Here is a 21,295-nt window from a genome sequence, read left to right as displayed (position 1 = left end):
CAGGTGATTCCCCGGTCGATCAAGAGAAGCTCCGTGGATCGTCACTTCACCGAGATGATCAACGATCATAGATTTTCGGTCATGACGACGACACAGAACGCCACCTCCGCCGCCGCCAACCCCGTCCTGCGGGTGCCGCCGGCCTCGCCCGCCGCTGCCGCCGCCCACTTCTCGGCCAGCCTGGCCTTCCACGCGGACGTCTCCGACGTCGCGGCCGCGCTCGCCGCCGGCGGCGACCCAGGCTTCGTCGTCCTCGACTCCCGCTCCACCGCCTCCTGGGACCAGGGCCACATCCCCGGCGCCGTCCACCTGCCCACCGCGCTCATTCCCGAGCAGGCCGAGCAGCTGCTCGACAAGGCGGTGCCGGTCGTCACCTACTGCTGGGGCCCCGGCTGCAACGGCGCCACCCGCGCGGCGCTCGCCCTCGCCGAACTCGGCTACCAGGTCAAGGAGATGCTCGGCGGCTTCGAGTACTGGGCCCGCGAGGGGTTCGCGTACGACACCTGGGAGGGCGAGCGGAAGCGCGAAGCCGACCCCCTGACCGCCCCGGTCGACGCCGACGACTGCGGCTGCTGACCCTCGGAGGAACGCTCGCGGGCCGGTCCCGGTCGACGACCCGGACCGGCCCGCGGGCGTACGCGTCACAGCCGGGACAGCTCGTCCACCAGGTCGTCCAGGCCGAGCGGACCCTGCGACAGCGCCGCCATGTGCCACTTCTTGGCGTCGAACGAGTCGCCGTGCGCCTTCCGGGCGTTCTCCCGGCCCAGCAGCCAGGCCCGCTCACCCAGCTTGTACCCGATCGCCTGCGCCGGCATCGACAGATAGCGGATCAGCTCGCTCTCGACGAACGCCGGCGGGCGGCTGGTGTGCCGCTGGAAGAACTCCTGGGCCAGCTCGGGCGTCCACCGCTCGCCCGGGTGGAACGGCGACGACGCCGGGATCCGCAGCTCCAGGTGCATGCCGATGTCCACGATCACCCGGCAGGCGCGCATCATCTGCGCGTCGAGATAGCCGAGCCTGCGCTCCGCGTCGGGCAGGAAGCCCAGCTCGTCCATGAGCCGCTCCGCGTACAGCGCCCAGCCCTCCGCATTGGCACTCACCCCGCCGATCGTCGCCTGGTACCGCGACAGCTGGTCCGCGACGTGCACCCACTGCGCGATCTGGAGGTGATGGCCGGGCACTCCCTCGTGGTACCAGGTCGACACCAGGTCGTACACCGGGAAGCGGGTCTCGCCGTCGACCGGCAGCCAGGTGCGGCCGGGGCGCGAGAAGTCCTCCGACGGGCCGGTGTAGTAGGGCGCCGCGGCGCCGCCGGGCGGGGCGATCCGCGACTCCACCTTCCGCACCCGTTCGGCCAGTTCGAAGTGCGTGCCGTCCAGCGCCTCGATCGCCTCGTCCATCAGGCCCTGAAGCCAGACCCGTACCTCCTCGACGCCCTCGATGTGCGTCCCGTGCTCGTCGAGATGGGCGAGCGCCTCCCAGGGACCCGCACCGGGAAGGATCTTGTGCGCCTCCGTCTTCATCTCGGCGAGCAGCCGGTGGTACTCGTCCCAGCCGTACGCGTACGCCGCGTCGAGATCGAAGTCGGTGCCGTTGAAATAACGCGACCAGCGGGCGTAGCGCTCACGGCCCACGATGTCCGGGGCGCTCTGCACCGCGGGGGCGTACACGTCGCGCATCCAGTCGCGCAGCGCGGTCACCGCGCCGGTCGCGGCACGCGCCGCCGTGTTCAGCTCCGCCCGCAGCGCGCTCGGCCCGCCCGTGACGAACTCCTCGAACCAGCCGGGCCGCGCACCATCGTTGCCGCCCCACTCGGTGAGCTGGTCGACGAAGGTGGCCGTCGCGCGCGGACCGCCCAGCAGCTTGCGCTCCAGGCCCAGCTCCAGCGACTGCCGGTACCCCTCGAACGCGGCCGGTACGGCCCGCAGCCGCTCGGCCACCGCCGACCAGTCCTCGTCCGTCTCCGTGGGCATCACGGTGAAGACGATGCGCACGCTGTGGGCGGGGGAGCGCATGTTGCTGACCGTGCACAGCCCCTCGTCGGCGTCGTGGACGGCGAGTTCGGCGGTCAGGCGCTCCCGCAGGAGCCGGGCGCAGCGCCGCTCGGCGTCGGTGCCGGCGCCCGGCAGGCGCTCCGCCTCGTCGAGCCGGGCGAGGGTCTCGCGCGCCAGTGCGGCGACCTCCTCCTGGCCGGCGGGGGTGAAGTCCGGAAGGAGCCCGGCGCTTTCCTTGACGCCCAGGTAGGTACCGGTGATCGGGTCGAGAGCGATGAGAGCGTCGACATAGGCGTCGGCGACCTGGCGGGGGAGGGCGCTGCTGGCTGTCTCTGGCATGGGGTCATCCTCGTACGCCCCGGGCTCGCTCGTCACCTCATTCGATCTCAGTCGGCCGACAAATGAGCGGCGAGCGCAGGGCGGCCGCCGGGTCCCGGGGGCGGGACCGGTGCCCGGGACCGTGGCCGGGCCCGGACGTGCTCGACCGAGCGGACCCGTCCGCCCCCCCGCCGCGCGGTGACCGCGCGGCGCGAGGCGCCCCCCGGGGCCGCGGCTGATTTTGGCCGGATCGAATCGCTGCCGCCTCGTCGGCACCGCCCCCGTGCGGCCCCGGACGGGTTCGGGACGACGGATTCAGCCACCGGGCGAGCCGCTCAGCGACCGGTCCGGCCGTCGTTGCCACCCGGTCCGCGCAGCGGCCGGTCGGCCCACTCGGTCTGTTCCGGGCTCCGGACCAGTGCGGGAGCCGTGTCGAGCCGGGCGGTGATCACCAGGGTGCCCTCCTCGATCTGGTAGTCGAGGGGGAGGTTCAGTCCGCGCATCGTGGCCACCATGGCGGTGTTGGACGCCTGCGTCACCGCGTAGACGCTCTCGCAGCCGGCTTCGCCGGCGAGCGCCACGAGTCGGCCGAGCAGCTCGGAGCCGATACCGCGGTGCTGCCAGTCGTCCTCGATGAGCAGCGCCACCTCGGTCTCGTCGCCGTCCCAGAGCAGGTGCCCCAGGGCGACGAGCCGGCCGGACGCGGTCTCCGCGGCGAGCGTGCGGCCGAAGCGCGGGCTGAGGAGGTGGTGGAGGTAGCGGTCCGCGTCGGCCACCGGACCGTGGTAGCGCAGATCCAGCGTCCGGTCCGAGCAGCGGTCGTGCATGGCGCGCGCCGCGGGCAGGTCGGCCCGGTCGGCCCGGCGGACGGTGATCTCGTTGCCCTCGGGGAGAGTGAACACGTCCTCGCCTCGCGGCACCCGCGGCCCGAGGCGGGCGTCGAGCTCCACGAGTGCCCTGGCCCGGGCGAACTCGGTCGGCGTGAACGGCAGATAGGGCCGCTCGATCGTGATCACTCCGCCGTTGGGGTCGCGCAGCCTCATCACCGTGTCCCCGTCCTCCAGCGCCCCTTCCACCGGGGCGGTCGCGCCGGTCGGCCGGCCGCTCAGGGAGACGGCGGGCAGGGAGTGGATCGTGCAGCGGCCCAGGAGCTGGCGCAGCGCGAGCGGCAGTTCGGCGGCGTCGAGCGCGGTACGGGTGGCGAGGCCCAGCACCCTGGCCGGGGTGTCCACCAGATCGTGCGCGTCCGCACGCTCGATCCAGGTGCCGCTGCCGCCCGCCGCCGAGATCTCCCGGGACAGTACGGCGGCCGGCAGCGAGCCGGGCGCCCGCAGCAGGAACTCGTCGACCGTGCCGTCGGCCAGCGGATGCGTCTGGAGGGTGAGGATGTCGACCCTCAGGTGCGCCAGGGTCGTGCACAGGGCGGCGAGGCTGCCCGGTTCGTCGCGGACCGTGGTCCGCATCCGCCACAGGGTGGTGTCCGTCTCGGTCCGCCCGCCGTCCGCCGCTGTTCCCGGCGCCCCGAGCGGGGCGCCGGTATGGCCGGCCGGCGGCGCATGGCCGTGGCGGCGTGCCCACCAGGTGTGGAAGGCGGCCGTGGCGACCAGGGCGACGGCGGAGAACGCGAGCAGGTAGGGGCCCTCGGGACCGTGCACGATGGTGTTCGCCACGGCGTCCGCGACGGCCACGGCGGTGAACAGGGCCGCCAGTTCGACGAGATCCCGCCGCCAGTGGTGGGGGCGGCGGGCTCGTTTCGGGGAATTCACATCAGTCATGGCATCACTGTGACCCAGCGGTGTTGCGTGATCACGAACGCTTTGTGACTGACGGGTTAAGCATGGATCTGGCTGCTTAATTACCGATTTCAACCGTTTCTGTCGCAGGGTGTTCGGTCATATGCCTGGGTCCTTTCACCCGGCGGGCGTCGGCAGCGCCCGCGCCAGCCGTTTCGCCTGGGCGACGAGCTGGGAGGAGCCGCGACGGGCCGCCAGAGCGTCCAGCCCCGGTATCGGCCCCGTGGCCGCGCCGGACCGCTCGGCGCACTCCGCCGCCACCGCCAGGACCTCCCCGAGGCCGCGTACGGGTCCGCCTTCGCCGCCCCCGGCCAGCACGCCCGGCAGTGCCGCCGCCAGCACGCCCCAGACCGTGGCGTACGCACCCGTCGCCGCGGCCGTGCGCAGGGAGTCGGCGAGCCGGTTCGGCTTGACCGTGCCGAGCCCCACCAGCTCCGCCACATCGGCGCCCGTCCGCGCCGTGTCCAACTGCCCCCGCGCCGCCAGCACGAGCAGGGCGTCGACCGCCGCGAGCCGGTCCTCGGCGTACCGGGCGCCCAGGCCGTGGGCGAGCGCGAGATGGAGGGCCGGCCCCGCCTCGCCGCCCGCCTCGACGAGCGAGGTCAGGAACCACGCGCCATTGCGCATGTCGTCGTCCGCCGCGGACGCCACCTGCTGCAGCAGCCACGCGGCGAGCGTCTCCCGGTCCTCCGGCAGCACCGCCAGCCAGTGCGGCTGCGCCGCCGCCCAGTGGTGACAGCCCTGCCCGACCGAGGTGTGCGGCCGGCCGAGCCGGCTGAACTCGGGCGGGAATCCGTGCTGGAGCGCCGGGCGCTCATGCGTCGAGAGCGTGACCCGCCAGGTCACCTCCCGCGGCCGGTACACCCAGGTGGGGCCCTCGAACTCGGTGACCTCGCGCTCCAGCGGCACGGCCGGCTCGGCGGCCGTGAGCCACTCGGCCAGGCGTTCTCCCTCCGGTGTACCGAGCCCGGCCGCCTCCTCCGCGGCTCCCGCCACCCCCGGTCCCGTCCGGCGGACCCGCAACAGCGCCTGCGCGAAGTCCATTTCTCCCGGCCGGACCCCCGACTCCCGGTACGTGGCCAGCCGCTGGACCAGCGCACCCGGCTCCAGCGTCCCCGTGTGCCACGTCGGAGTGGCCAGCAGGAACGGCAGCGGTCGCGTCAGCACCGCCAGCGCCGCCTCCTTCGCGCGGGCCGGCAGAACGCCTTCGAGGCTCTGGTGCACACACTGCGCCTGCGACGTCGTCCGAAGCGCTCCATGCAGATGACCGGCCGTCACCTTCCCCAGGACGGTCCCGACCACGATGTCCAGCGGGGACAAATACTGCATGTATCCCCGGTGCTGCTCGTACCACCACAGGTCGGCCACCAGCGGACGCAGCGCCTCGGCCAGCTTCTGCCGGTCCTCATACGCATGACGCACCAGCCCGTCGAGCGCCCGCTCCACCTCCACGACACCGCCCGGCGCACCGCGCGAGGCGAGCAGCGCCGCCACCTCCTCGACGAGCTCGGGCAGCGTCCCCGCGGCCGGTGCCAGGCGCTGCGGCTCGGGCACGAGCGGCAGCACCTCCTCGTACGGCTCCGGCTCCCCGACCAGGGCCGGATCGCCGCCGAACACCTCGACCGCGGCCGCCCGGTGTGCCGGGCCCAGGAGCGCCGCCGCCTCCGCCAGACCGGCCCTGACCTCCGCCCCCACCGCGGTCAGATGGCGCCCCACCAGCTTCAGTGCCCGTTCCTGCACCCCGGTGTCCTCGTGCCCGAACGCCTCGGCCACCACGGGCAGCAGCTCGGCCGCCGTGTCCGGTTCACGCCGCAGCACCTTGCCGAGCAGCGTGAGCTGCGCCCGGACCAGCTTCTTCTCCGTACGGAACAGCACCGCTCCGGACACCTCGGCCAGCTCCCGCGTGGACAGGTCGCCCGATTCGGCCAGCCGGGACAGCACCCCCTGGGCATGCGCGGCCAGGGTCGACGGGGCGTCGGCCGCCATGCCCATCCAGTCGGCCCTGCGCGTCCGCTCCTCGTCGGCCGTCAGTTCCAACCGCTGGAGCAGATGGAGACAGAAACGCAGCTCCGCGGGCTTGCCACCGCGCAGCAGCCGCGCCACACAGCGGTCGACCAGCTCGGCCCGGTCCACCAGCCCCTCGTCCGTCAAAGTGGTCAGCGCGGGCAGCCAGCGCTCCTCGTACCACTGCAGACCGGGCGCCAGCTCGGCGGTGTCGAACAGCCGCAGCACCAGCACCGGCGTGTGCCCGTGCTCCCGCAGCCTCTGCAGAGCGTCCGGGGTCGTGAACTCGTCCACCCAGCCGTGGACGAACGCGTCCGCCGTGGGCACCTCGCACCCCGACAGCCGGACCAGCTCACTGATCAGCGGATAGTCCTCCCGTGCCGTGGCCGCCCGGTCGGCGAGCCGGTGCGCCACGTTCTCCAGCCACTCGGGGGAGCGGGCGGAGAGCAGGCCGAGCACCACCTCATAGGGCACGGGCTCCCAGTCCCGCAGATCACGCGCGCCGATCCAGGCCGCCGCCGCGGCCGCCCCCGTGTGACAGCCCGCACCGGCCAGCAGCAACGCCCGCTGGACGAGACGGCGCTGCTCCCACCGGCCCCAGTCCCACCCCCGTACCTCCTTGCGGAGCTCCTTGAGCTCGGCGAGGGCCTTCTTGCGCTCCTCGGGACCGAGCGGCTCCAGCAGGCCTGGGACATCCCCGGACCTGCCCTGCCGCACCGCTTCCAGCAGCTTCCCGGCGTCGCTCATCGCGCACCCCCGGCCAGGACGAGGGAACCACGGCGGGCCATCCGGACGGCCAGTGCGTGCTTGCACGGCCCGCGCCTGCCCCGGTAGTCCGCCCACCACTGGCAGGTACAGCTGAGCAGCCCGTCCGTCTCCCGCACTTGGTAGCGCCGTTCGCCCGAGGACACCACGGCCACGCCGTCCGGCCCGGCGGCCGTCTCGACCGCGCCGTCCGCCACCAGCGCCCGTGCGGCGACCAGCCGCGGATTGTGCCGCTCGGCGCGGTCCGCGTCGTAGGGCAGCTCCCGGTGGAAATACGCGGCGTCCGCCACGTCGTAGCCCACCCGGCCAGCGGTCCCGAGCCGGACCAGCGCCGCCCGCACCCGCTCCACCGGCAGCCCGGCCTGAGCGGCCAGATCGGCCAGGTCGATCCGCGGCTCCCAGGCCAGCAGCACCGAGATCAGCTCGGCGTCCTGCGCCGCCTCCTCGGTGGCCAGCGCCTCCAGGACGCCGCCCTCACCGGAGAATCCGCGGGACGCGTCCGGCGACAGCGTCAGTGTGAGTCGCATACCCGGCAGCACCACTTCCCAGGCGCTCGCCGTCGCGGCGCCGTCCGCCACCGGCCCGTACACCCGGAGCGCCGTCGCGTGGCGCAGCACCCGCTGGAGCGCGACCAGCCGGTCGGGACCCGGCAGGCACACGGCGCCCCGCGCGGGGCGCGTCGTGCGGCGCAGCGTCTTCCCCGCCGGAACCACCCACACGGGGCCGACTCCGCCCGTACGGACCGGTGTGCGCGGAAGCGAGCGCAGGAAGCGGACCGCCTCGGTGGCGGACAGCTCGGCCCGCAGGTCGAAACCGGCGCACGCCACCTGGGCCTCGGCGAAGCCGCGCAGCCAGCGGTCCGGAAGCGGCACCTTCTTCTCGACGACGGGTCCGTCCAGCGTGGTGACCGCCATCTCGTCGGGCCCGACCCGCAGATGCAGCGGATCGTCCCCGGTAAGCCGTGAAAGCGCCTCGCGGAGGGGGTTGTTGACGTCCACATTGGTCGTGCCGTGTCCGGTCTCGGCGCCGTCGAGCCCGTCCCGCAGTACATCGAGACGTGCATACACCCCGCCGCAGCCCGAGAAGGACTCGAAGCGCAGCCGGTCGCCGTTGCCGGTCACGACCGGGTCCAGCGAGGCCGGGCGTTGTCGCTGGTAATAGCGGGCGGCCGCGACGTCGGCGACCGCGAGCAAGCCGCGCGCGGCCGTCTGCGGGGACGTCAGGAAGCCGGTGAAGAACCGGGGGTGGGCCTCGGCGCCGGTGGGCGTGAGCCCGCCAGCGGTCTCCAGGCCGAGCAGCCGTCCGCCCTGCGAGGATTCCAGGGCGGACGGACGGGAATAGGCAAGAGCCTGCACGGATCGCGTCATGGGTGAGACCGTAGGACCCGGCACTGACAATCACGGGCGGGATGGACCCGGCCCCGGTCCCGAAGTCCTTCCGTGCGGGTCGCGAAGGCGCACCGTGGCCTTGGCCGGCCGCATCCACCGGACCTCCCCGACCGGCGGTGGTATGCCGAACGGGGGCCCGGTGCCCGCCTGCAGACGCCCCGTCATCGCGGCTGTCGCCGCCGATGTCCCGCTCGCCGAAAGGCCTCGGCGGCCGTTGTCAGTGGCGGGCGATACGGTGCTGAACATCCATCCGCGCTTGCTGGCTGCAGCGCTGCCGGACCCGGAGCCCCGCCCTCCTGATGCAAGGGCGGGGCACTGGCGCCGTCCGCGCCCGTGGTCAGCGACTGCCGTCCAGGACGACCCGCGCCACCAGGGCGGGGTCGTCGTTCATGGGCACATGACCGCAGCCCGGCAGACGCACCAGCCGAGCCTCCGGGACGGCACGCTTGGCGCGGACTCCCTGACGGCGCAGCAGCAGCCGGTCATGGGTGCCCCATGCGATGGTGACCGGTAGACCCGGGACGTCCCGCGTGAAGAGCACGTCCCGCCCGGCCGCGAGCGTCTGGTCGAAACCGGTGGCGCCGCGCAGCGCGAGTGTCTCCGCGACCACCGCCGCGGGCGATCGGCGCGTGGGGCGGGCGTAGATGGTGCTGGTCAGCGCCGCGCGTCCGGCGGCCGACCGGGACAGCCGTTCGATCATCGGCGGCGGCACGGACCGGGCGCCCGCGCGCATGGCACGCAGCGTCCCGAAGGCGTACCGCCGCTCCGCCTCCGACCAGAAGCCGGCCGGCGACAGCGCGGTCACCGAGCGCACGAGCTTCTTCCGCCCCAACTCCAGCGCGAGCAGCCCGCCCAGGGAGTTCCCCGCGACATGCGGCCGGTCGACACCGAGCGCCTCGCACAGGGCGCCGATCACCGGGACGACGGTGGACAGGTCGTACGAGAGACCGTCGGGCAGGGCGGGCGACGCGCCGAAGCCCGGCAGGTCGACGGCGATGACATCGCGCTCGCCGGCCAGGATGTCCAGCACCGGATGCCAGGCCTGCCAGTGATGCCCGATGCCGTGGAGCAGCAGCAAGGGCTCTCCGGCGCCCGCCCGCTCGTACTCCAGCGAGAGAGTGCGGGGTCCCCGCGGGGTTTCGATCGTGAACGAGACCTGTCCGGCCATGCTGCCGCTCCCTGAGACGTGGACGCCCTGTCAGCAACAATTACCGTTCAGTAGCTTCCAGTTCAAGGGCAAGCGCGGCGACATGTGTCGTGTACCGCACCGGATCCTCCTGGACAGCCGTCCCGCCGTGAGCTGGGATGAAGGAGTGGCAACCGACATCCACGTCACCGACGTCTTCGAAGAGCACCGGCCCGTCCTCACCGGAGTCGCCTACCGCATGCTCGGCCGCGTCGCCGACGCCGAGGACGTGGTGCAGGAAGCCTGGCTGCGCTGGTCGGCCGCCGACCACACCGACGTCCGCGAGCCGAGGGCCTACCTCGTGCGCATCACCACCCGCCTCGCCATCGACCGGCTGCGCCAGGTACAGGCACGGCGCGAGGCATACGTAGGACCCTGGCTGCCCGAACCGGTCGTCACCGACTTCGGTCCCACCGTTCCGGACACGGCCGAGCGCGCCGTCCTGGCCGACTCCGTCTCGCTGGCCGTCCTCGTCGTCCTCGAGTCCCTCTCTCCGCTGGAACGCGCGGTCTTCGTGCTCCGCGAGGCGTTCGGCTTCCCGTACTCCCAGATCGCCACCACCCTCGACCGGTCCGAAGCCGCGGTCCGGCAGCTCGCCGGCCGTGCCCGCCGCCACGTCGACGAAGGCAGGCCCCGCTTCGACGTCGACCCGGCCGAACGCCGCGACCTGACCGAACGCTTCCTCGCCGCCGCCTCCGGCGGAGACATCGGCGACCTCCTGACGCTGCTCGCCCCCGACGTCCGGCTGGTCGGCGACAGCGGCGGCAAGTCCAAGGCGCCCCTGCGCGTCATCGAGAGTGCCGACAAGGTCGGCCGGTTCCTCTTCGCCGTGGCCAAAGAGCCCCTCCCCGGCTCCGAGTTCCGGTTCGTCGAGGTCAACGGTGGTCCCGCGCTGCTGGTACTGGTCGGCGGAAAGCCCGACACCGTCTTCCAGCTGGAAGTCCGGAACGGCCGGATCCAGTGCGTCTACATCCTGCGCAACCCCGATAAGCTGGCCGCGCTGGCAGACCAGGGGACGTCAGGCTCCTAGGGAGCGTTTCGCAAGTCCAGACCGGCCGGGGGTGTCTGCACCCCCTGCCCCGCCCTCCGGGCGGACGACGCCACTTTCGAAACACGTCCCAGCAGGCCTCCCGTACCGCCCGCCGTCTCTCCGGCCCCGCGACCCGTCCGGGCGCGGGGCCTTCCCGTGTCCACCCACGTGTGTCACCGCGCACGAACACCTTGTGAACACTCTTCGCCAGAGCGCGAGCGCGGTGCGTAACCGGCCGATGATTGGTCTTGACCAAGTCCTGGAGCCGCTTTATGGTCGCAGCGTTGGTTAGTGCAGGAACCTTTAATAAACAAGGGCTCGGAAAGCCGCCGCGGACAACGGCGATTGCGGAGGATCAGGGTGGGGACCACGCAGCTGGAATCGGTGCCGGAGCCGAAGTACTGGCACCTGAAGACCGTGATCGGCGAAGCGCTCGACTCGGAGTTCTCGGTCGGGGAGATCCTGCCCAACGAGCGTGAACTGGCCGCCCGCTTCGGCGTCGCCCGCGCCACGCTCCGTCAGGCGCTCGAACAGCTGGAGCTCGAAGGCCGGCTGCAGCGCCGCCGTGGTGTCGGCACCACCGTCGCCCCGCCCCGCGTGGGCGTGGACGTCTCCACCACCCAGCACCGGTGGCCGGACGCGGGCGAGGAGACCTGGCAGCCCGTCGACTGCGCCACGGTCGTGCCGCCCCTCGCGGTGGCGCGCCTCCTCGACTCCGACACCGACGCGAGCGTCCACATGGTGCGCCGCCTGCGCATGACGCACGGCCAGGCCGTCGCCGCGGAGCAGCTCTACATCCCGACGGAATCCGTGCCGGCGCTCACCGCCATCGACACCCCCTCCGGGCCCGCCCGGGCCCGCAGCGTCCTGCGGGAACTGCAGCACCTCACCCTGGAGGGCCAGGACCGTGCCGTGGAGCTCGGCTCCGCCCGCGCCGACGACGCCAAGGAACTCGACCGGCTGCCCGGCGCCCCGGTCCTCGTCGTCACCACCCGGTACTTCTCCGAGGGCCGCACCGCGGCCGTGTCCGTCGCGACGTACCGCGCCGACACCTGCCGGCTGACCTTCGGCGACACGGGCGACCTGCAGATCGCCTCCTGACACGCGCCGGCGGACCCCCGCCGGCTGCTCCGCCCGGGCCGCGCGGAAGCGCCGCCGGCCCGGGAACCCTCATGAGCGGCCCGACCCCGATCCCGGTCGGCGGAGGCCCCTCGGTTTCCCTTCGGCGGCGGGCCGTGCGCGTGAACGCCCCTGGCGTGCCTTGCCGATCTTGCCGGGCTCGCGTCGCCCCAAGATCCCGTCTTGCCCGGTGTCGTCGGTCGCCGTGGATTCAGAGCCCTTGCCGCCCCACCTGATCCGGCCTGATCCACAGGAAGCGCCCTCGCTGGTCAGCGGCGGGCGGTGACCGTGCCCTCGACCGCGAACAACTGCTCCTCCACATGGTCGAGCGCCAGCCGCAGCGCACCGGTCGCGACCGCGGCCTCGCCCAGCAGCGACAGCGCCACCCGCGGCGGCCGCAGACAGAACCGCGCGAGCTCGTCCCGCAGCGGGGGCAGGATCCCGTCGAGGCCGGCCGCCCAGCCGCCGATCACCACGAGCTCCGGATCGAGCGCCAGGACCAGCGCCGCCACATCGTGCACCAGCCGCTGAATGAACCGCTCCACCGCCGCCCGGGCCCGCTCGTCGCCCTGCCGGGCGAGCGCGAACACCTCCGCCACCGCCTGCTCGTCGAGGGGGTGCAGCGGTTCGCCCGTGGTCGACAGCAGCTTCTCCGGCGTCGCGCCCCGGCCCAGCAGGTGCAGCGCGCCGATCTCCCCGGCGGCCCCGCCGAACCCGCGGTGCAGCCGTCCGCCGATCAGCGAACCGGCGCCCGGACTGAGCCCGGCCAGGACGAACACGATGTCGTCCGACTCGGTCGCGGCACCCTTCCACTGCTCGGCCACGGCCGCCGCGTTCGCGTCGTTCTCCACCAGCACCGGACAGCGGAACGAGCGCCGCAACCGCTCGCCGAGCGCCAGACCGGTCCAGTCGGGCAGTGCCGTACCGAGGCGGACCGTGCCGTCCGCCTCCACGATCCCCGGCGTGCCGACGCCGACCGCCCGCAGATTGCTCCGCGCGACGCCGGCCCGCCGCAGCACATCGGCGACCACCGTCCGCACCCGCTCCAGCCGCTCGTCCGCCGACGCCGTCTCGGAGACGTCCCGCGAACCGGCGCCGATGATCCGTCCGTCCAGCCCCGACAGCAGAGCGGCCACCCGATGGGGGCCGATCTCGACACCCAGCAGATGGCCTGCCTCGGCACGGAACCGGAAGCGGCGGGCCGGCCGCCCCTGGCGGCGGGCCTCGCCCTCCTCGGGCGCGGCCTCGACCACCAGGCCGTTCTCGATCAGTCCCTCGATCACACCCTCGACCGTCGGCCGGGACAGCCCGGTGATCCGGGTCAGATCCGTGAGCGTGCGCGCGTCGGAGCCCCGCAGCGCATGGAGTACCACCGCGGAATTGATCCGCCGCAACAGCGACGGGTCCCCGCCGGTCAGCCGCCCCACCGTGTGTCCTCCCAGCTCGAGCGCGTGTGTGCCGGATGGTACTCAATGGTTGAACGAGCGGCGAGCGGTGACCGCCCCGGGCATCAGGCCGGTGCGACGAAACCCGACTCGTATGCGGCGATCACCGCCTGGGTCCGGTCCCGTGCCCCCAACTTGGCAAGCACGGCGCTCACGTGTGTCTTCACCGTCTCCGTGCCGACGAACAGCTCGCACGCGATCTCCGCGTTGGACAGTCCCCGCGCCATGAGCCGCAGCACCGCTTCCTCCCGCTCCGTGAGCGCGGCCCGCTCCAGCGCCGTACGCGCCGCCTCATTGCCGTACTCTGCGGCCAGCGTCCGCACCGCCGCCGGGAAGAGCAGCGACTCGCCCTCGGCGATCAGCCGCACCGCGTGCACGATCTCCGCGGGGCGGGCCCGTTTGAGCAGGAACCCGTCCGCCCCGGCCCGCAGCGCCCCGTACACGTACTCGTCGTTCTCGAACGTCGTCACCACCAGGATCTTCGGCGGCTCCGGCAGTGAACGCAGCAGCAGACGCGTGGCCTCGATGCCGTCCACCAGCGGCATCCGCACGTCCATCGCCACCACGCGGGGCCGCAGCCGGCGCACCAGCGGAAGCACCGCCGCGCCGTCCGCCGCCTCGCCGACCACTTCGATGTCGGGCTGTGCGCCGAGCACGGCCCGCAAACCCGCGCGCACCAGCGGCTCGTCGTCGACCAGCAGAACGGAGATGGACATCGGATCAGCGTAGGCCGTCCAGCGGCAGGCTCACGCACACCCGCCACTCGTCCTCGAACGGGCCCGTGAACGCCTTGCCGCCGAGCAGCGCCGCCCGCTCCCGCACGCCGCGCAGGCCGCTGCCGCCCAGAGAGCCCCCGCGGGCGGCGGAACCGCCGTCCGAGGCCGCGCTGTCACAGGAGATCGGCTCGGTCGTTGTGACGGGGTGGGTCACCTCGATGTCCAGCCAGCTCTCCGAAACGGCGATCCGCGCCTTCACCGGGACGCTCCCGGCATGTCGCAGCACATTGGTGAGCGCCTCCTGCAGGATGCGGTATCCCTCGCGGGACACGGGCCTGGGCACGTCCTCGATCGGGCCCGACACAACCGCTTCGAGCTGCGCGCCCGACGATCGCGCCGACTCCAGCAGCCGGTCGGCGTCGTCCAGCGAGGGACGCCTGGCGGATTCCTGGCCGGGATCACGCAGTGCCTTCAGCACACGCTCCAGATCCTCGAGCGCGCGACGGCCCGTCTCCTCCACGGCGGCCAGTGCCCGCTCGGTGAACTCCGGGTCCTTCGCAGCCCTGGCCGCCCCCGCCTGCACCACCGCGACCGTGAGCGCGTGCCCGATCGAGTCGTGCAGTTCCCGCGCGATGCGATTGCCCTCCAGCAGCCGCTCGGTGCGCTCCTCCAGGGCGGCCAACCGCTCGGGCGCCGACGGCCCGAGGAGCCGCCGGGCGACGGCCGTGACGAGCCTGCCGAGGATCACCACGAACGCCGACAGGGCGATCAGCGGCACCAGCGCGAGCGGTGCACAGGACCAGTGGGGTTCGACGGACCGGACGAACGTGTCGGGACCGGGGCTGCCGCCGGACGCCAGCACCAGCAGATCGAACGACAGCATTGGCAGCACGACGGTGGCCACCATCGCCGCCGCCGCGCACAGCATTCGCACACCCAGCCACAGAACCGTCCGCCCGCGCTGGCCCCAGTTCTCCGACGGCACGGTGGTTATGCCGGTGCCCGCGCCCGGTCCGCCCCGCTCACCGGGAGCCAGGAGCAGCTGGGCCTGGATCCCCTCGGCCATCCGCACCCACGGGACCAGCCCGGCCGCCGGCACCAACAGCGCCGGCACCCACGGCGTTTCAGGGTGAATGAACATCCAGATGGCGACGACCAGGGACGGCAGACACAGATGCAGCCAGCGCGTATAGGTGACGCGCCGGGCCAACGGGCGGAGGAGACGCATGACGTCATCGTGCCAGCGGGACCGGCGGCGACGGCTCCCCCGCACGGGGGAGACGGAAGCCCCCGGCGGGGGAGGCCACCTGCCCCCGGCCGCGGCGAATCTTGACGGCATGACAAGCATCGACGTCCTCGATTTGACGAAGGAATACGGCGGCCGGCGTGCGGTCGACGGCCTGACGTTCCGCGTCCTGCCCGGTCGCGTCACCGGATTCCTCGGCCCCAACGGCGCAGGCAAGTCCACCACGATGCGTATCGTCCTCGGCCTGGACCGCCCCACGTCCGGTGCCGCGACCATCGGCGGCACGCCCTACCGCGCCCTCTCGGAACCACTGCGCCGGGTCGGCGCCTTGCTCGACCCGCACGCCACGCACGGCTCACGCACCGCACGCGGCCACTTGCGGGCGATCGCCGCGAGCAACCGCATATCGACACGCAGGGTCGGCGAAGTCCTGGAGGAAGCCGGCATCGCCCAGGTCGCCGACCGGCAAGTCAAGACCTACTCGCTCGGCATGCGGCAGCGGCTGGGCATCGCCGCAGCGTTGCTCGGCGACCCCGAGGTGGTGATGCTGGACGAGCCGTCCAACGGACTCGACCCCGAAGGCATCATCTGGATCCGCGAGACGGTGCGGCGGCTCGCCAGGGAGGGCCGGACGGTCCTGGTCTCCAGCCACCTCATGAACGAAACCGCCACATTCGCCGACCACCTGGTGGTGCTCGGCCGCGGCCGGCTTCTCGCGGACACACCCTTACGGGAGTTCCTCGACGCCCGCAGCAGCCCACGGGCCAGGATCCGCACCACCGAACCGGAACGGCTGTGCACGGCGCTGACCGCCGCCGGGTACACGCCGGTGCTCGGAGACACCGGGCACTGGACCGTCGACGGGGCGAAGGCCGAGGACATCGGAGCACTCGCGGCCGGCGCCGGCATACCCGTCCTGGAGCTCGCCGACGAAAGAGCCTCGCTGGAGCAGGCCTACCTCGACCTGACTGCCGGGGACGCGCAGTTCAGAGCAGTTCCCCCGGCCCCCACCCTTCCGGCCCGACAGGAGGCCTGACCGTGCCGATCACCGCCGCCCTCCACTTCGAATGGCTCAAGATCAGGACGCTGGGCTCGCTGTACACCGCGCTGCTCACCGTCCTGCTCGCCACCACCGGCATCACCGTTCTGGTCAATGCCCTTGTGGGACAGGAGGAAGCCGGAAAGACGGGCGAGGATCCGCTCTTCGGTGCCTTCTTCGGACTCAACTTCGGCCAGATCGCGGCCATTACCTTCGGCGCCCTGGCCATGTCCTCCGAGTATGTGAACGGAGCCCTGCGCATATCCCTGGCAGCTGTCCCCGACCGGACGCGCTTCTACGCCGCCAAGACAGCGGTCGTCGGTATGTCCACCCTGGTGGTTGGCGTGGTTACCGGATTCGTCACCTTCCTGGGCGGACAGGCGTTCATGGGCGACCAGGCCCTGGGCCTGGGAGCGCCGGGCGCCCTGCGTGCCTGCCTGGGCAGCGGCCTCTACCTGGCACTGATGGCGCTGTTCGCGACCGGTCTCGCCGCTGTGCTGCGCAGTGGGACCGCCGTCCTGGGAGTGTTGATCCCCTTCGTACTGATCGTGTCGTTCGTGGTGGGCGACATCGCCGCTGATGTCGCCCAATATCTCCCGGACCAGGCGGGCCAGTTGGTTCTGCACCAGCGGACCGACGGTGCGCTCGGGCCCTGGGCGGGTCTCGCCGTGACCGCCGGATGGGCCACCGTCGCGCTCTTGGCCGGCTGGTGGGCGATACGCCGGAGGGACGCCTGACGGGCAGCCAATTGTCAGTGGGGGCGGCTTTACTGGAGCCATGACCACCGCACGGCATCTGGCGACCATCGATCAGCTGCGCACCCGCCCCTTCCCTGGCCGGCGCGGCAGAACTGATGTGGGCGACAGTGGTCCGGGCTTCCACATCGCCGAACTCACGACGAGCGAGGAATTCTGGGACGACGACGGGACTCGGAGGGAGGAGGTCGAGGAACAGTACGAGGCGGAGCGCGACGGACTGACCGTGCTGCTCAGCGCCCGCTGGGGCGAGCCCCAGGTCTTCAGCCTCTGGTCCCTGCTGGAGCGAGGCATGGAGGGGGAGGAGATACCCGAGCCGTGGGGAGTCCTCAGCGATCACGTCCCCGACGTCCACCTCTGGCGGGCGGACGGCCGCTGGATAGCCCTCGGCGTGTCGCAGTGGGACAAGGAGTTGCCGTTCCAGCTGCTGGCCGTGGTCACCGAGACAGATCCGCCCTAGGGAGTGCCCCCGGTCGCCGGCTCCTGGGCGGCCGCTCGGAGCCTGGCGAACTCCTCCGCCATCGTCTGCGCCGTCCAGTGCGCGTTGAGGCCGCTCGGATTGGGCAGCGCCCAGATCCGGGTGTCACCGATCGTCCGCTCCTGCGGGCCTATCCGGGCCCCGCGTTCCCCGAAAGCCGTGCGGTACGCGGTGACACCGACCACCGCCAGCCAGCGCGGCCGCAGCAGCTCGACCTTCGCGGTCAGCAGCCGTCCGCCCTCCCGGAACTCCTCGTCGCTCAGCTCGTCGGCCCGTGCCGTGGCCCGGCTGACCACATTGGTGATGCCGAGCCCAAGGGCGAGGAGCTGGTCCTGCTCGGAGGGGAGCAGACGGCGGGGGGTGAACCCGGACAGATGCAGGACCGGCCAGAACCGGTTGCCGGGCCGGGCGAAGTGGTGGCCCGTCGCCGCCGACATCAGCCCAGGGTTGATGCCGCAGAACAGGACGGACAGGCCGCCCGCCACCACGTCGGGAACGACGCGGTCGCGGGCGGCCTGGAGCTCCTCGGGCGTGAACCGGGCCTTCCTGGCCTTCCGGGTCATCCGGCCCTCCGGGTCAGAGGATCGCGCCGGGAGTGTAACCGGCGGCCTCCGGGTGCTGCTTGGCGATCTCCTCGATCCGGGCGACCACGACGGCCACCTGGTCGGCGGCGGCACCCGTGAAGGAGAGCTTGTCCGCCATGGCGGCGTCGAGCTGCGCCCGGTCGAGCGGGATCCGGTCGTCGGCGGCCAGCTTGTCGAGCAGCTCGTTGCGCTCGGCACCCTGCTCACGCATGGCGAGCGCCGACGCCACGGCGTTCTCCTTGATGGCCTCGTGGGCGACCTCGCGGCCGACACCGGCCCGTACGGACGCCATCAGGACCTTGGTCGTGGCCAGGAACGGCAGGTAGCGGTCCAGCTCGCGGGCGACGACCGCGGGGAACGCACCGAACTCGTCGAGCACCGTGAGGAAGGTCTCCAGCAGACCGTCGAACGCGAAGAACGCGTCGGGCAGGGCGACCCGGCGGACCACCGAGCAGGAGACGTCACCCTCGTTCCACTGGTCGCCCGCCAGCTCACCGGCCATGGAGGCGTAGCCGCGCAGGATGACCATCAGGCCGTTGACGCGCTCGCAGGAACGGGTGTTCATCTTGTGCGGCATCGCCGAGGAGCCGACCTGGCCGGGCTTGAAGCCCTCGGTGACCAGCTCGTGCCCTGCCATCAGCCGGACGGTCTTGGCCAGCGACGAGGGGGCACCGGCCAGCTGGACCAGGGTGGTGACGACCTCGTAGTCGAGCGACCGCGGGTAGACCTGGCCGACGGAGGTGAAGGCGTGCGCGAAGCCCAGGTGGGAGGCGATCCGCTGCTCCAGCTCGGCCAGCTTCGAGGCGTCGCCGCCGAGCAGGTCCAGCATGTCCTGTGCGGTGCCGACCGGGCCCTTGATGCCGCGCAGCGGGTAGCGGCCCAGCAGCTCCTCGAGCCGGGCGTACGCGACCAGAAGTTCGTCGGCGGCCGTCGCGAAGCGCTTGCCGAGTGTGGTGGCCTGGGCGGCGACATTGTGCGAGCGCCCCGCCATGACCAGCTCGCCGTACTCGGCGGACAGCTTCCCCAGCCGGGCCAGTACGGCCACGGTGCGGTCGCGCATCAGCTCCAGGGAGAGACGGATCTGCAGCTGCTCGACATTCTCCGTGAGGTCGCGGGAGGTCATGCCCTTGTGGACCTGCTCGTGCCCCGCGAGCGCGTTGAACTCCTCGATACGCGCCTTCACGTCATGGCGCGTGACCTTCTCGCGCTCGGCGATCGATGCCAGGTCGACCTGGTCGAGCACACGCTCGTAGTCCTCGAGCGCGGCGTCGGGCACCTCGATCCCGAGGTCCTTCTGGGCCCGCAGCACCGCGAGCCACAGCCGGCGCTCCAGCTTCACCTTCTGCTCGGGGGACCAGAGGACGGCGAGCTCCGCGGAGGCGTAGCGGCCGGCCAGGACGTTCGGGATACGGGGCTTCGCAGTCACAGTCACGTGACCAGATTCTACTGGCGGTTTCTGCAGGCCAGCGCCACGGTTCGGTTTGTGGGTTGCTACGAGAGCGGGTGCTCGTGCACCTGCGGGCCCTCGTACGGAAGCAGCTCGGGCCGCTTCGCCGGACGCCCGTCGCCGGAGGAGCGGCCCCTCAACCGCCGCCCTATCCACGGTCCGAGGTGGGTGCGCGCGAACCGGACGTCACTGACCCGCCGGGCCATCCAGGGCGTCGGCACCGCGGGCGGCAGCGGCGCCCGCCAGTCGTTCTCCGAGGCCAGACCGAGCGTCTGCCACACCGCTTCCGCCACCCGGCGGTGTCCCTCCGGTGTCAGATGCAGCCGGTCCACGTCCCACAGTCGCTGGTCACCCAGCACGGGGGCACCGTACAGGTCCACCACCAGCGCGCCGTGCCGGGCCCCCAGCTCGTCGACGAAGGAGAACAGCTCCTCCATGCGCGGCCGGAAGCGTGCCATGACCGGGCCGTTGCGACCCGGGCTGCGCATCAGCACCAGCTGTCCGCACGACGGGGCCAGCCGCTCCACCGCCTGCTCCAGCAGTCCGCGTACCCGGCCCATGTCGCACTTGGGCCGCAGGGTGTTGTTGAGCCCGCCGACGAGCGTGACCACATCGGCCTTCATGTCCGCGGCGAGGTCCACCTGCTCCTCGACGATCTGGCCGATGAGCTTGCCGCGCACCGCGAGGTTCGCGTAGCGGAACCCCGGCGTGCGGGCGGCCAGCCGGGCCGCCAGCAGATCGGCCCAGCCCCGATAGGACCCGTCGGGAAGCAGGTCCGACATGCCTTCGGTGAAGCTGTCGCCCACCGCGACGAAGCTGGTGTAGGTGGCATTCATCTCCATGGCGCAGTGATCGTATCGCGTAGGGTCTCGCGGGTTCCGAGGGGAACCGGAATCCGGATAACTGAGCGGTGACAGCGGGGGAGACCCATGAGTGAGGCACTGGAGCAGGCCCTGGCAGAGGCGCTGGCCCATCTGCTGACGGCCATCGAAACCTGCGACGACGACGTGCTGGACATCGACGCCGCGGTGAAGTGGACCGAACACACCGCCTGGGTGCTGGGCCGGCTCGACCCCGCCGACCGGCGCCGCCTGGACGGGCTGCTGCGGCAGGCCGCCGCACGCGAGCCGGAAGGCCCCTGGCGCGACGCCCTCCTGGAGGTCCCGGCAGGCCTCGGACTGGACGAAGACCCGCACGAGCGGTACTGCGACGCCGTCGAGGACCACGTCGGGCGGCTGGTGAAGACCGTCCGGGGCGCGGATCCGGCGACGCCCGTCCCCACCTGCCCCGGCTGGACCATCGCCGACCTGGTCCGGCACCACGGCACCAGCCACCGCTGGATGGAACATCTGGTCCGCACCCGGGCCACCGAGCGCGTGCGGTCGCGGGACGTTCCGCTCGAACTGCCCGCTGACCCCGCCGCTCTCCCCGACTGGCTGGCCCGCGGTGCCGAAGCCTCGCTGCGCACCCTGCGGGCCGCCGACCCGGACACCGCGATGTGGTCGCACGGCGCCGATCCTCATGTGCGGTTCTTCCCGCGGCGGCTGCTGTTCGAGGCCGTGGTCCACCTCGCGGACGCCGAGCTGGCGCTCGGTGAGGAACCGCGGATCGATCCGGCGACGGCGGCGGACGGCATCGAGGAGTTCCTGGAGAACGTGCCGTCTCCTGGGTCGCCGAACCGGTCTCGCAGCTCGGCCGTGACGGTGCCCGCCTGCGGCTGAGCGCCACCGACACCGGTGCCGCCTGGACGCTCGCACTCGGCGGGGGAGGCTTCACCCGGCACCCTGACCACGAGGACACCGACGGCACCGCCACCGCCACCGTCGCGGCGGCCTCCGGGGAGCTGCTGCTGTTCCTCTACGGCAGGTACCGGCCCGACGACCGGCGGCTCACCGTCTCCGGCGACCGCGCGCTCGTCGAGTCCTGGTCCGCGGCGACCCGCCTGTAGATCCGTAGGGCCCGACCGGCTCCGGACCGTGGTGCCGGAT

General features: G+C 72.5%; 19 protein-coding genes. 8 read left to right on the top strand and 11 right to left on the bottom strand.

Going from position 1 to position 21,295, the window contains the following annotated elements; all coding sequences use genetic code 11:
- The first annotated feature begins 81 nt into the window (after positions 1-81).
- A complete protein-coding gene (locus ACY34K_RS14190; protein WP_462746755.1) occupies positions 82-576 on the top strand; it encodes a rhodanese-like domain-containing protein in 495 nt (164 codons plus the stop codon).
- A 65-nt stretch (positions 577-641) separates the two neighbouring features.
- Here the strand turns inward: ACY34K_RS14190 and ACY34K_RS14185 are convergent, their stop codons facing one another.
- From ACY34K_RS14185 to ACY34K_RS14165, 5 genes are all read right to left on the bottom strand, one after another.
- On the bottom strand, positions 642-2,333 hold the full coding sequence (locus ACY34K_RS14185) for a DUF885 domain-containing protein (RefSeq protein ID WP_462746753.1): 1,692 nt from the start codon (positions 2,331-2,333) through the stop codon (positions 642-644).
- 314 nt (positions 2,334-2,647) lie between these two features.
- Positions 2,648-4,087 carry an N-acetyltransferase family protein gene (locus ACY34K_RS14180; RefSeq protein WP_462746752.1) on the bottom strand — a complete coding sequence of 480 codons (1,440 nt, stop codon included), beginning with the start codon at positions 4,085-4,087 and terminating at the stop codon, positions 2,648-2,650.
- A gap of 135 nt (positions 4,088-4,222) precedes the next feature.
- Positions 4,223-6,856 carry a DUF7824 domain-containing protein gene (locus ACY34K_RS14175; protein ID WP_462746751.1) on the bottom strand — a complete coding sequence of 878 codons (2,634 nt, stop codon included), beginning with the start codon at positions 6,854-6,856 and terminating at the stop codon, positions 4,223-4,225.
- Complete coding sequence (locus tag ACY34K_RS14170; RefSeq protein ID WP_462746749.1) at positions 6,853-8,241, bottom strand: SWIM zinc finger family protein; 1,389 nt, start codon at positions 8,239-8,241, stop codon at positions 6,853-6,855. Before ACY34K_RS14170 ends, ACY34K_RS14175 begins: the two co-directional genes overlap by 4 nt.
- 358 nt (positions 8,242-8,599) lie before the next feature.
- A complete protein-coding gene (locus ACY34K_RS14165) occupies positions 8,600-9,430 on the bottom strand; it encodes an alpha/beta fold hydrolase (RefSeq protein ID WP_462746747.1) in 831 nt (276 codons plus the stop codon).
- Between the two features lie 145 nt (positions 9,431-9,575).
- Here ACY34K_RS14165 and ACY34K_RS14160 point away from each other — a divergent pair, with 145 nt between their 5' ends.
- Both ACY34K_RS14160 and ACY34K_RS14155 read left to right on the top strand, forming a co-directional pair.
- A complete protein-coding gene (locus ACY34K_RS14160) occupies positions 9,576-10,478 on the top strand; it encodes an RNA polymerase sigma-70 factor (RefSeq protein ID WP_462746745.1) in 903 nt (300 codons plus the stop codon).
- Between the two features lie 360 nt (positions 10,479-10,838).
- Positions 10,839-11,579, top strand: coding sequence for a GntR family transcriptional regulator (locus ACY34K_RS14155; RefSeq protein ID WP_462746743.1), 741 nt, complete (start codon positions 10,839-10,841; stop codon positions 11,577-11,579).
- 287 nt (positions 11,580-11,866) lie between these two features.
- Here the strand turns inward: ACY34K_RS14155 and ACY34K_RS14150 are convergent, their stop codons facing one another.
- The 3 genes from ACY34K_RS14150 to ACY34K_RS14140 all read right to left on the bottom strand — a co-directional run bounded on the left by ACY34K_RS14150 (position 11,867) and on the right by ACY34K_RS14140 (position 14,986).
- The gene (locus ACY34K_RS14150; protein WP_462746742.1) at positions 11,867-13,024 is read right to left on the bottom strand and encodes an ROK family transcriptional regulator; all 1,158 of its coding nucleotides are present in this window, start codon (positions 13,022-13,024) and stop codon (positions 11,867-11,869) included.
- An 83-nt stretch (positions 13,025-13,107) separates the two neighbouring features.
- Positions 13,108-13,758 carry a response regulator transcription factor gene (locus ACY34K_RS14145; protein ID WP_462746739.1) on the bottom strand — a complete coding sequence of 217 codons (651 nt, stop codon included), beginning with the start codon at positions 13,756-13,758 and terminating at the stop codon, positions 13,108-13,110.
- Positions 13,759-13,762: 4 nt separating this feature from the next.
- Positions 13,763-14,986 (bottom strand): sensor histidine kinase, encoded by a 1,224-nt coding sequence (locus tag ACY34K_RS14140; protein WP_462746737.1) that lies wholly within the window; start codon positions 14,984-14,986, stop codon positions 13,763-13,765.
- A gap of 109 nt (positions 14,987-15,095) precedes the next feature.
- Between ACY34K_RS14140 and ACY34K_RS14135 the strand changes: the two genes are divergently transcribed.
- From ACY34K_RS14135 to ACY34K_RS14125, 3 genes are read left to right on the top strand one after another with little or no spacing between them, the layout of a single operon-like run.
- Positions 15,096-16,040, top strand: coding sequence for an ATP-binding cassette domain-containing protein (locus tag ACY34K_RS14135; protein ID WP_462746735.1), 945 nt, complete (start codon positions 15,096-15,098; stop codon positions 16,038-16,040).
- Positions 16,037-16,780, top strand: coding sequence for an ABC transporter permease (locus ACY34K_RS14130; protein ID WP_462746871.1), 744 nt, complete (start codon positions 16,037-16,039; stop codon positions 16,778-16,780). The genes ACY34K_RS14135 and ACY34K_RS14130 overlap by 4 nt, the downstream gene beginning before the upstream one ends.
- A gap of 40 nt (positions 16,781-16,820) precedes the next feature.
- A complete protein-coding gene (locus ACY34K_RS14125) occupies positions 16,821-17,258 on the top strand; it encodes a hypothetical protein (RefSeq protein WP_462746733.1) in 438 nt (145 codons plus the stop codon).
- Here ACY34K_RS14125 and mug read toward each other — a convergent pair.
- The 3 genes from mug to ACY34K_RS14110 all read right to left on the bottom strand — a co-directional run bounded on the left by mug (position 17,255) and on the right by ACY34K_RS14110 (position 20,149).
- Positions 17,255-17,839: a G/U mismatch-specific DNA glycosylase gene (gene mug, locus ACY34K_RS14120; protein ID WP_462746731.1), complete on the bottom strand. Its 585-nt coding sequence runs from the start codon at positions 17,837-17,839 to the stop codon at positions 17,255-17,257. The two genes, ACY34K_RS14125 and mug, sit on opposite strands and share 4 nt — an antisense overlap.
- A 13-nt stretch (positions 17,840-17,852) precedes the next feature.
- Positions 17,853-19,286, bottom strand: a complete 1,434-nt coding sequence (gene purB / locus ACY34K_RS14115) for an adenylosuccinate lyase (protein WP_462746869.1) — start codon at positions 19,284-19,286, stop codon at positions 17,853-17,855.
- Between the two features lie 65 nt (positions 19,287-19,351).
- Positions 19,352-20,149, bottom strand: a complete 798-nt coding sequence (locus ACY34K_RS14110; RefSeq protein ID WP_462746729.1) for an SGNH/GDSL hydrolase family protein — start codon at positions 20,147-20,149, stop codon at positions 19,352-19,354.
- Positions 20,150-20,236: 87 nt separating this feature from the next.
- Between ACY34K_RS14110 and ACY34K_RS14105 the strand changes: the two genes are divergently transcribed.
- Positions 20,237-21,028, top strand: a complete 792-nt coding sequence (locus ACY34K_RS14105; RefSeq protein ID WP_462746727.1) for a maleylpyruvate isomerase family mycothiol-dependent enzyme — start codon at positions 20,237-20,239, stop codon at positions 21,026-21,028.
- A complete protein-coding gene (locus tag ACY34K_RS14100; protein ID WP_462746868.1) occupies positions 21,019-21,255 on the top strand; it encodes a hypothetical protein in 237 nt (78 codons plus the stop codon). The genes ACY34K_RS14105 and ACY34K_RS14100 overlap by 10 nt, the downstream gene beginning before the upstream one ends.
- Positions 21,256-21,295 lie beyond the last annotated feature (40 nt).

This window comes from Streptomyces sp. STAM6, from assembly GCF_054963715.1.
This window is presented reverse-complemented; position numbering and strand designations above follow the sequence as displayed.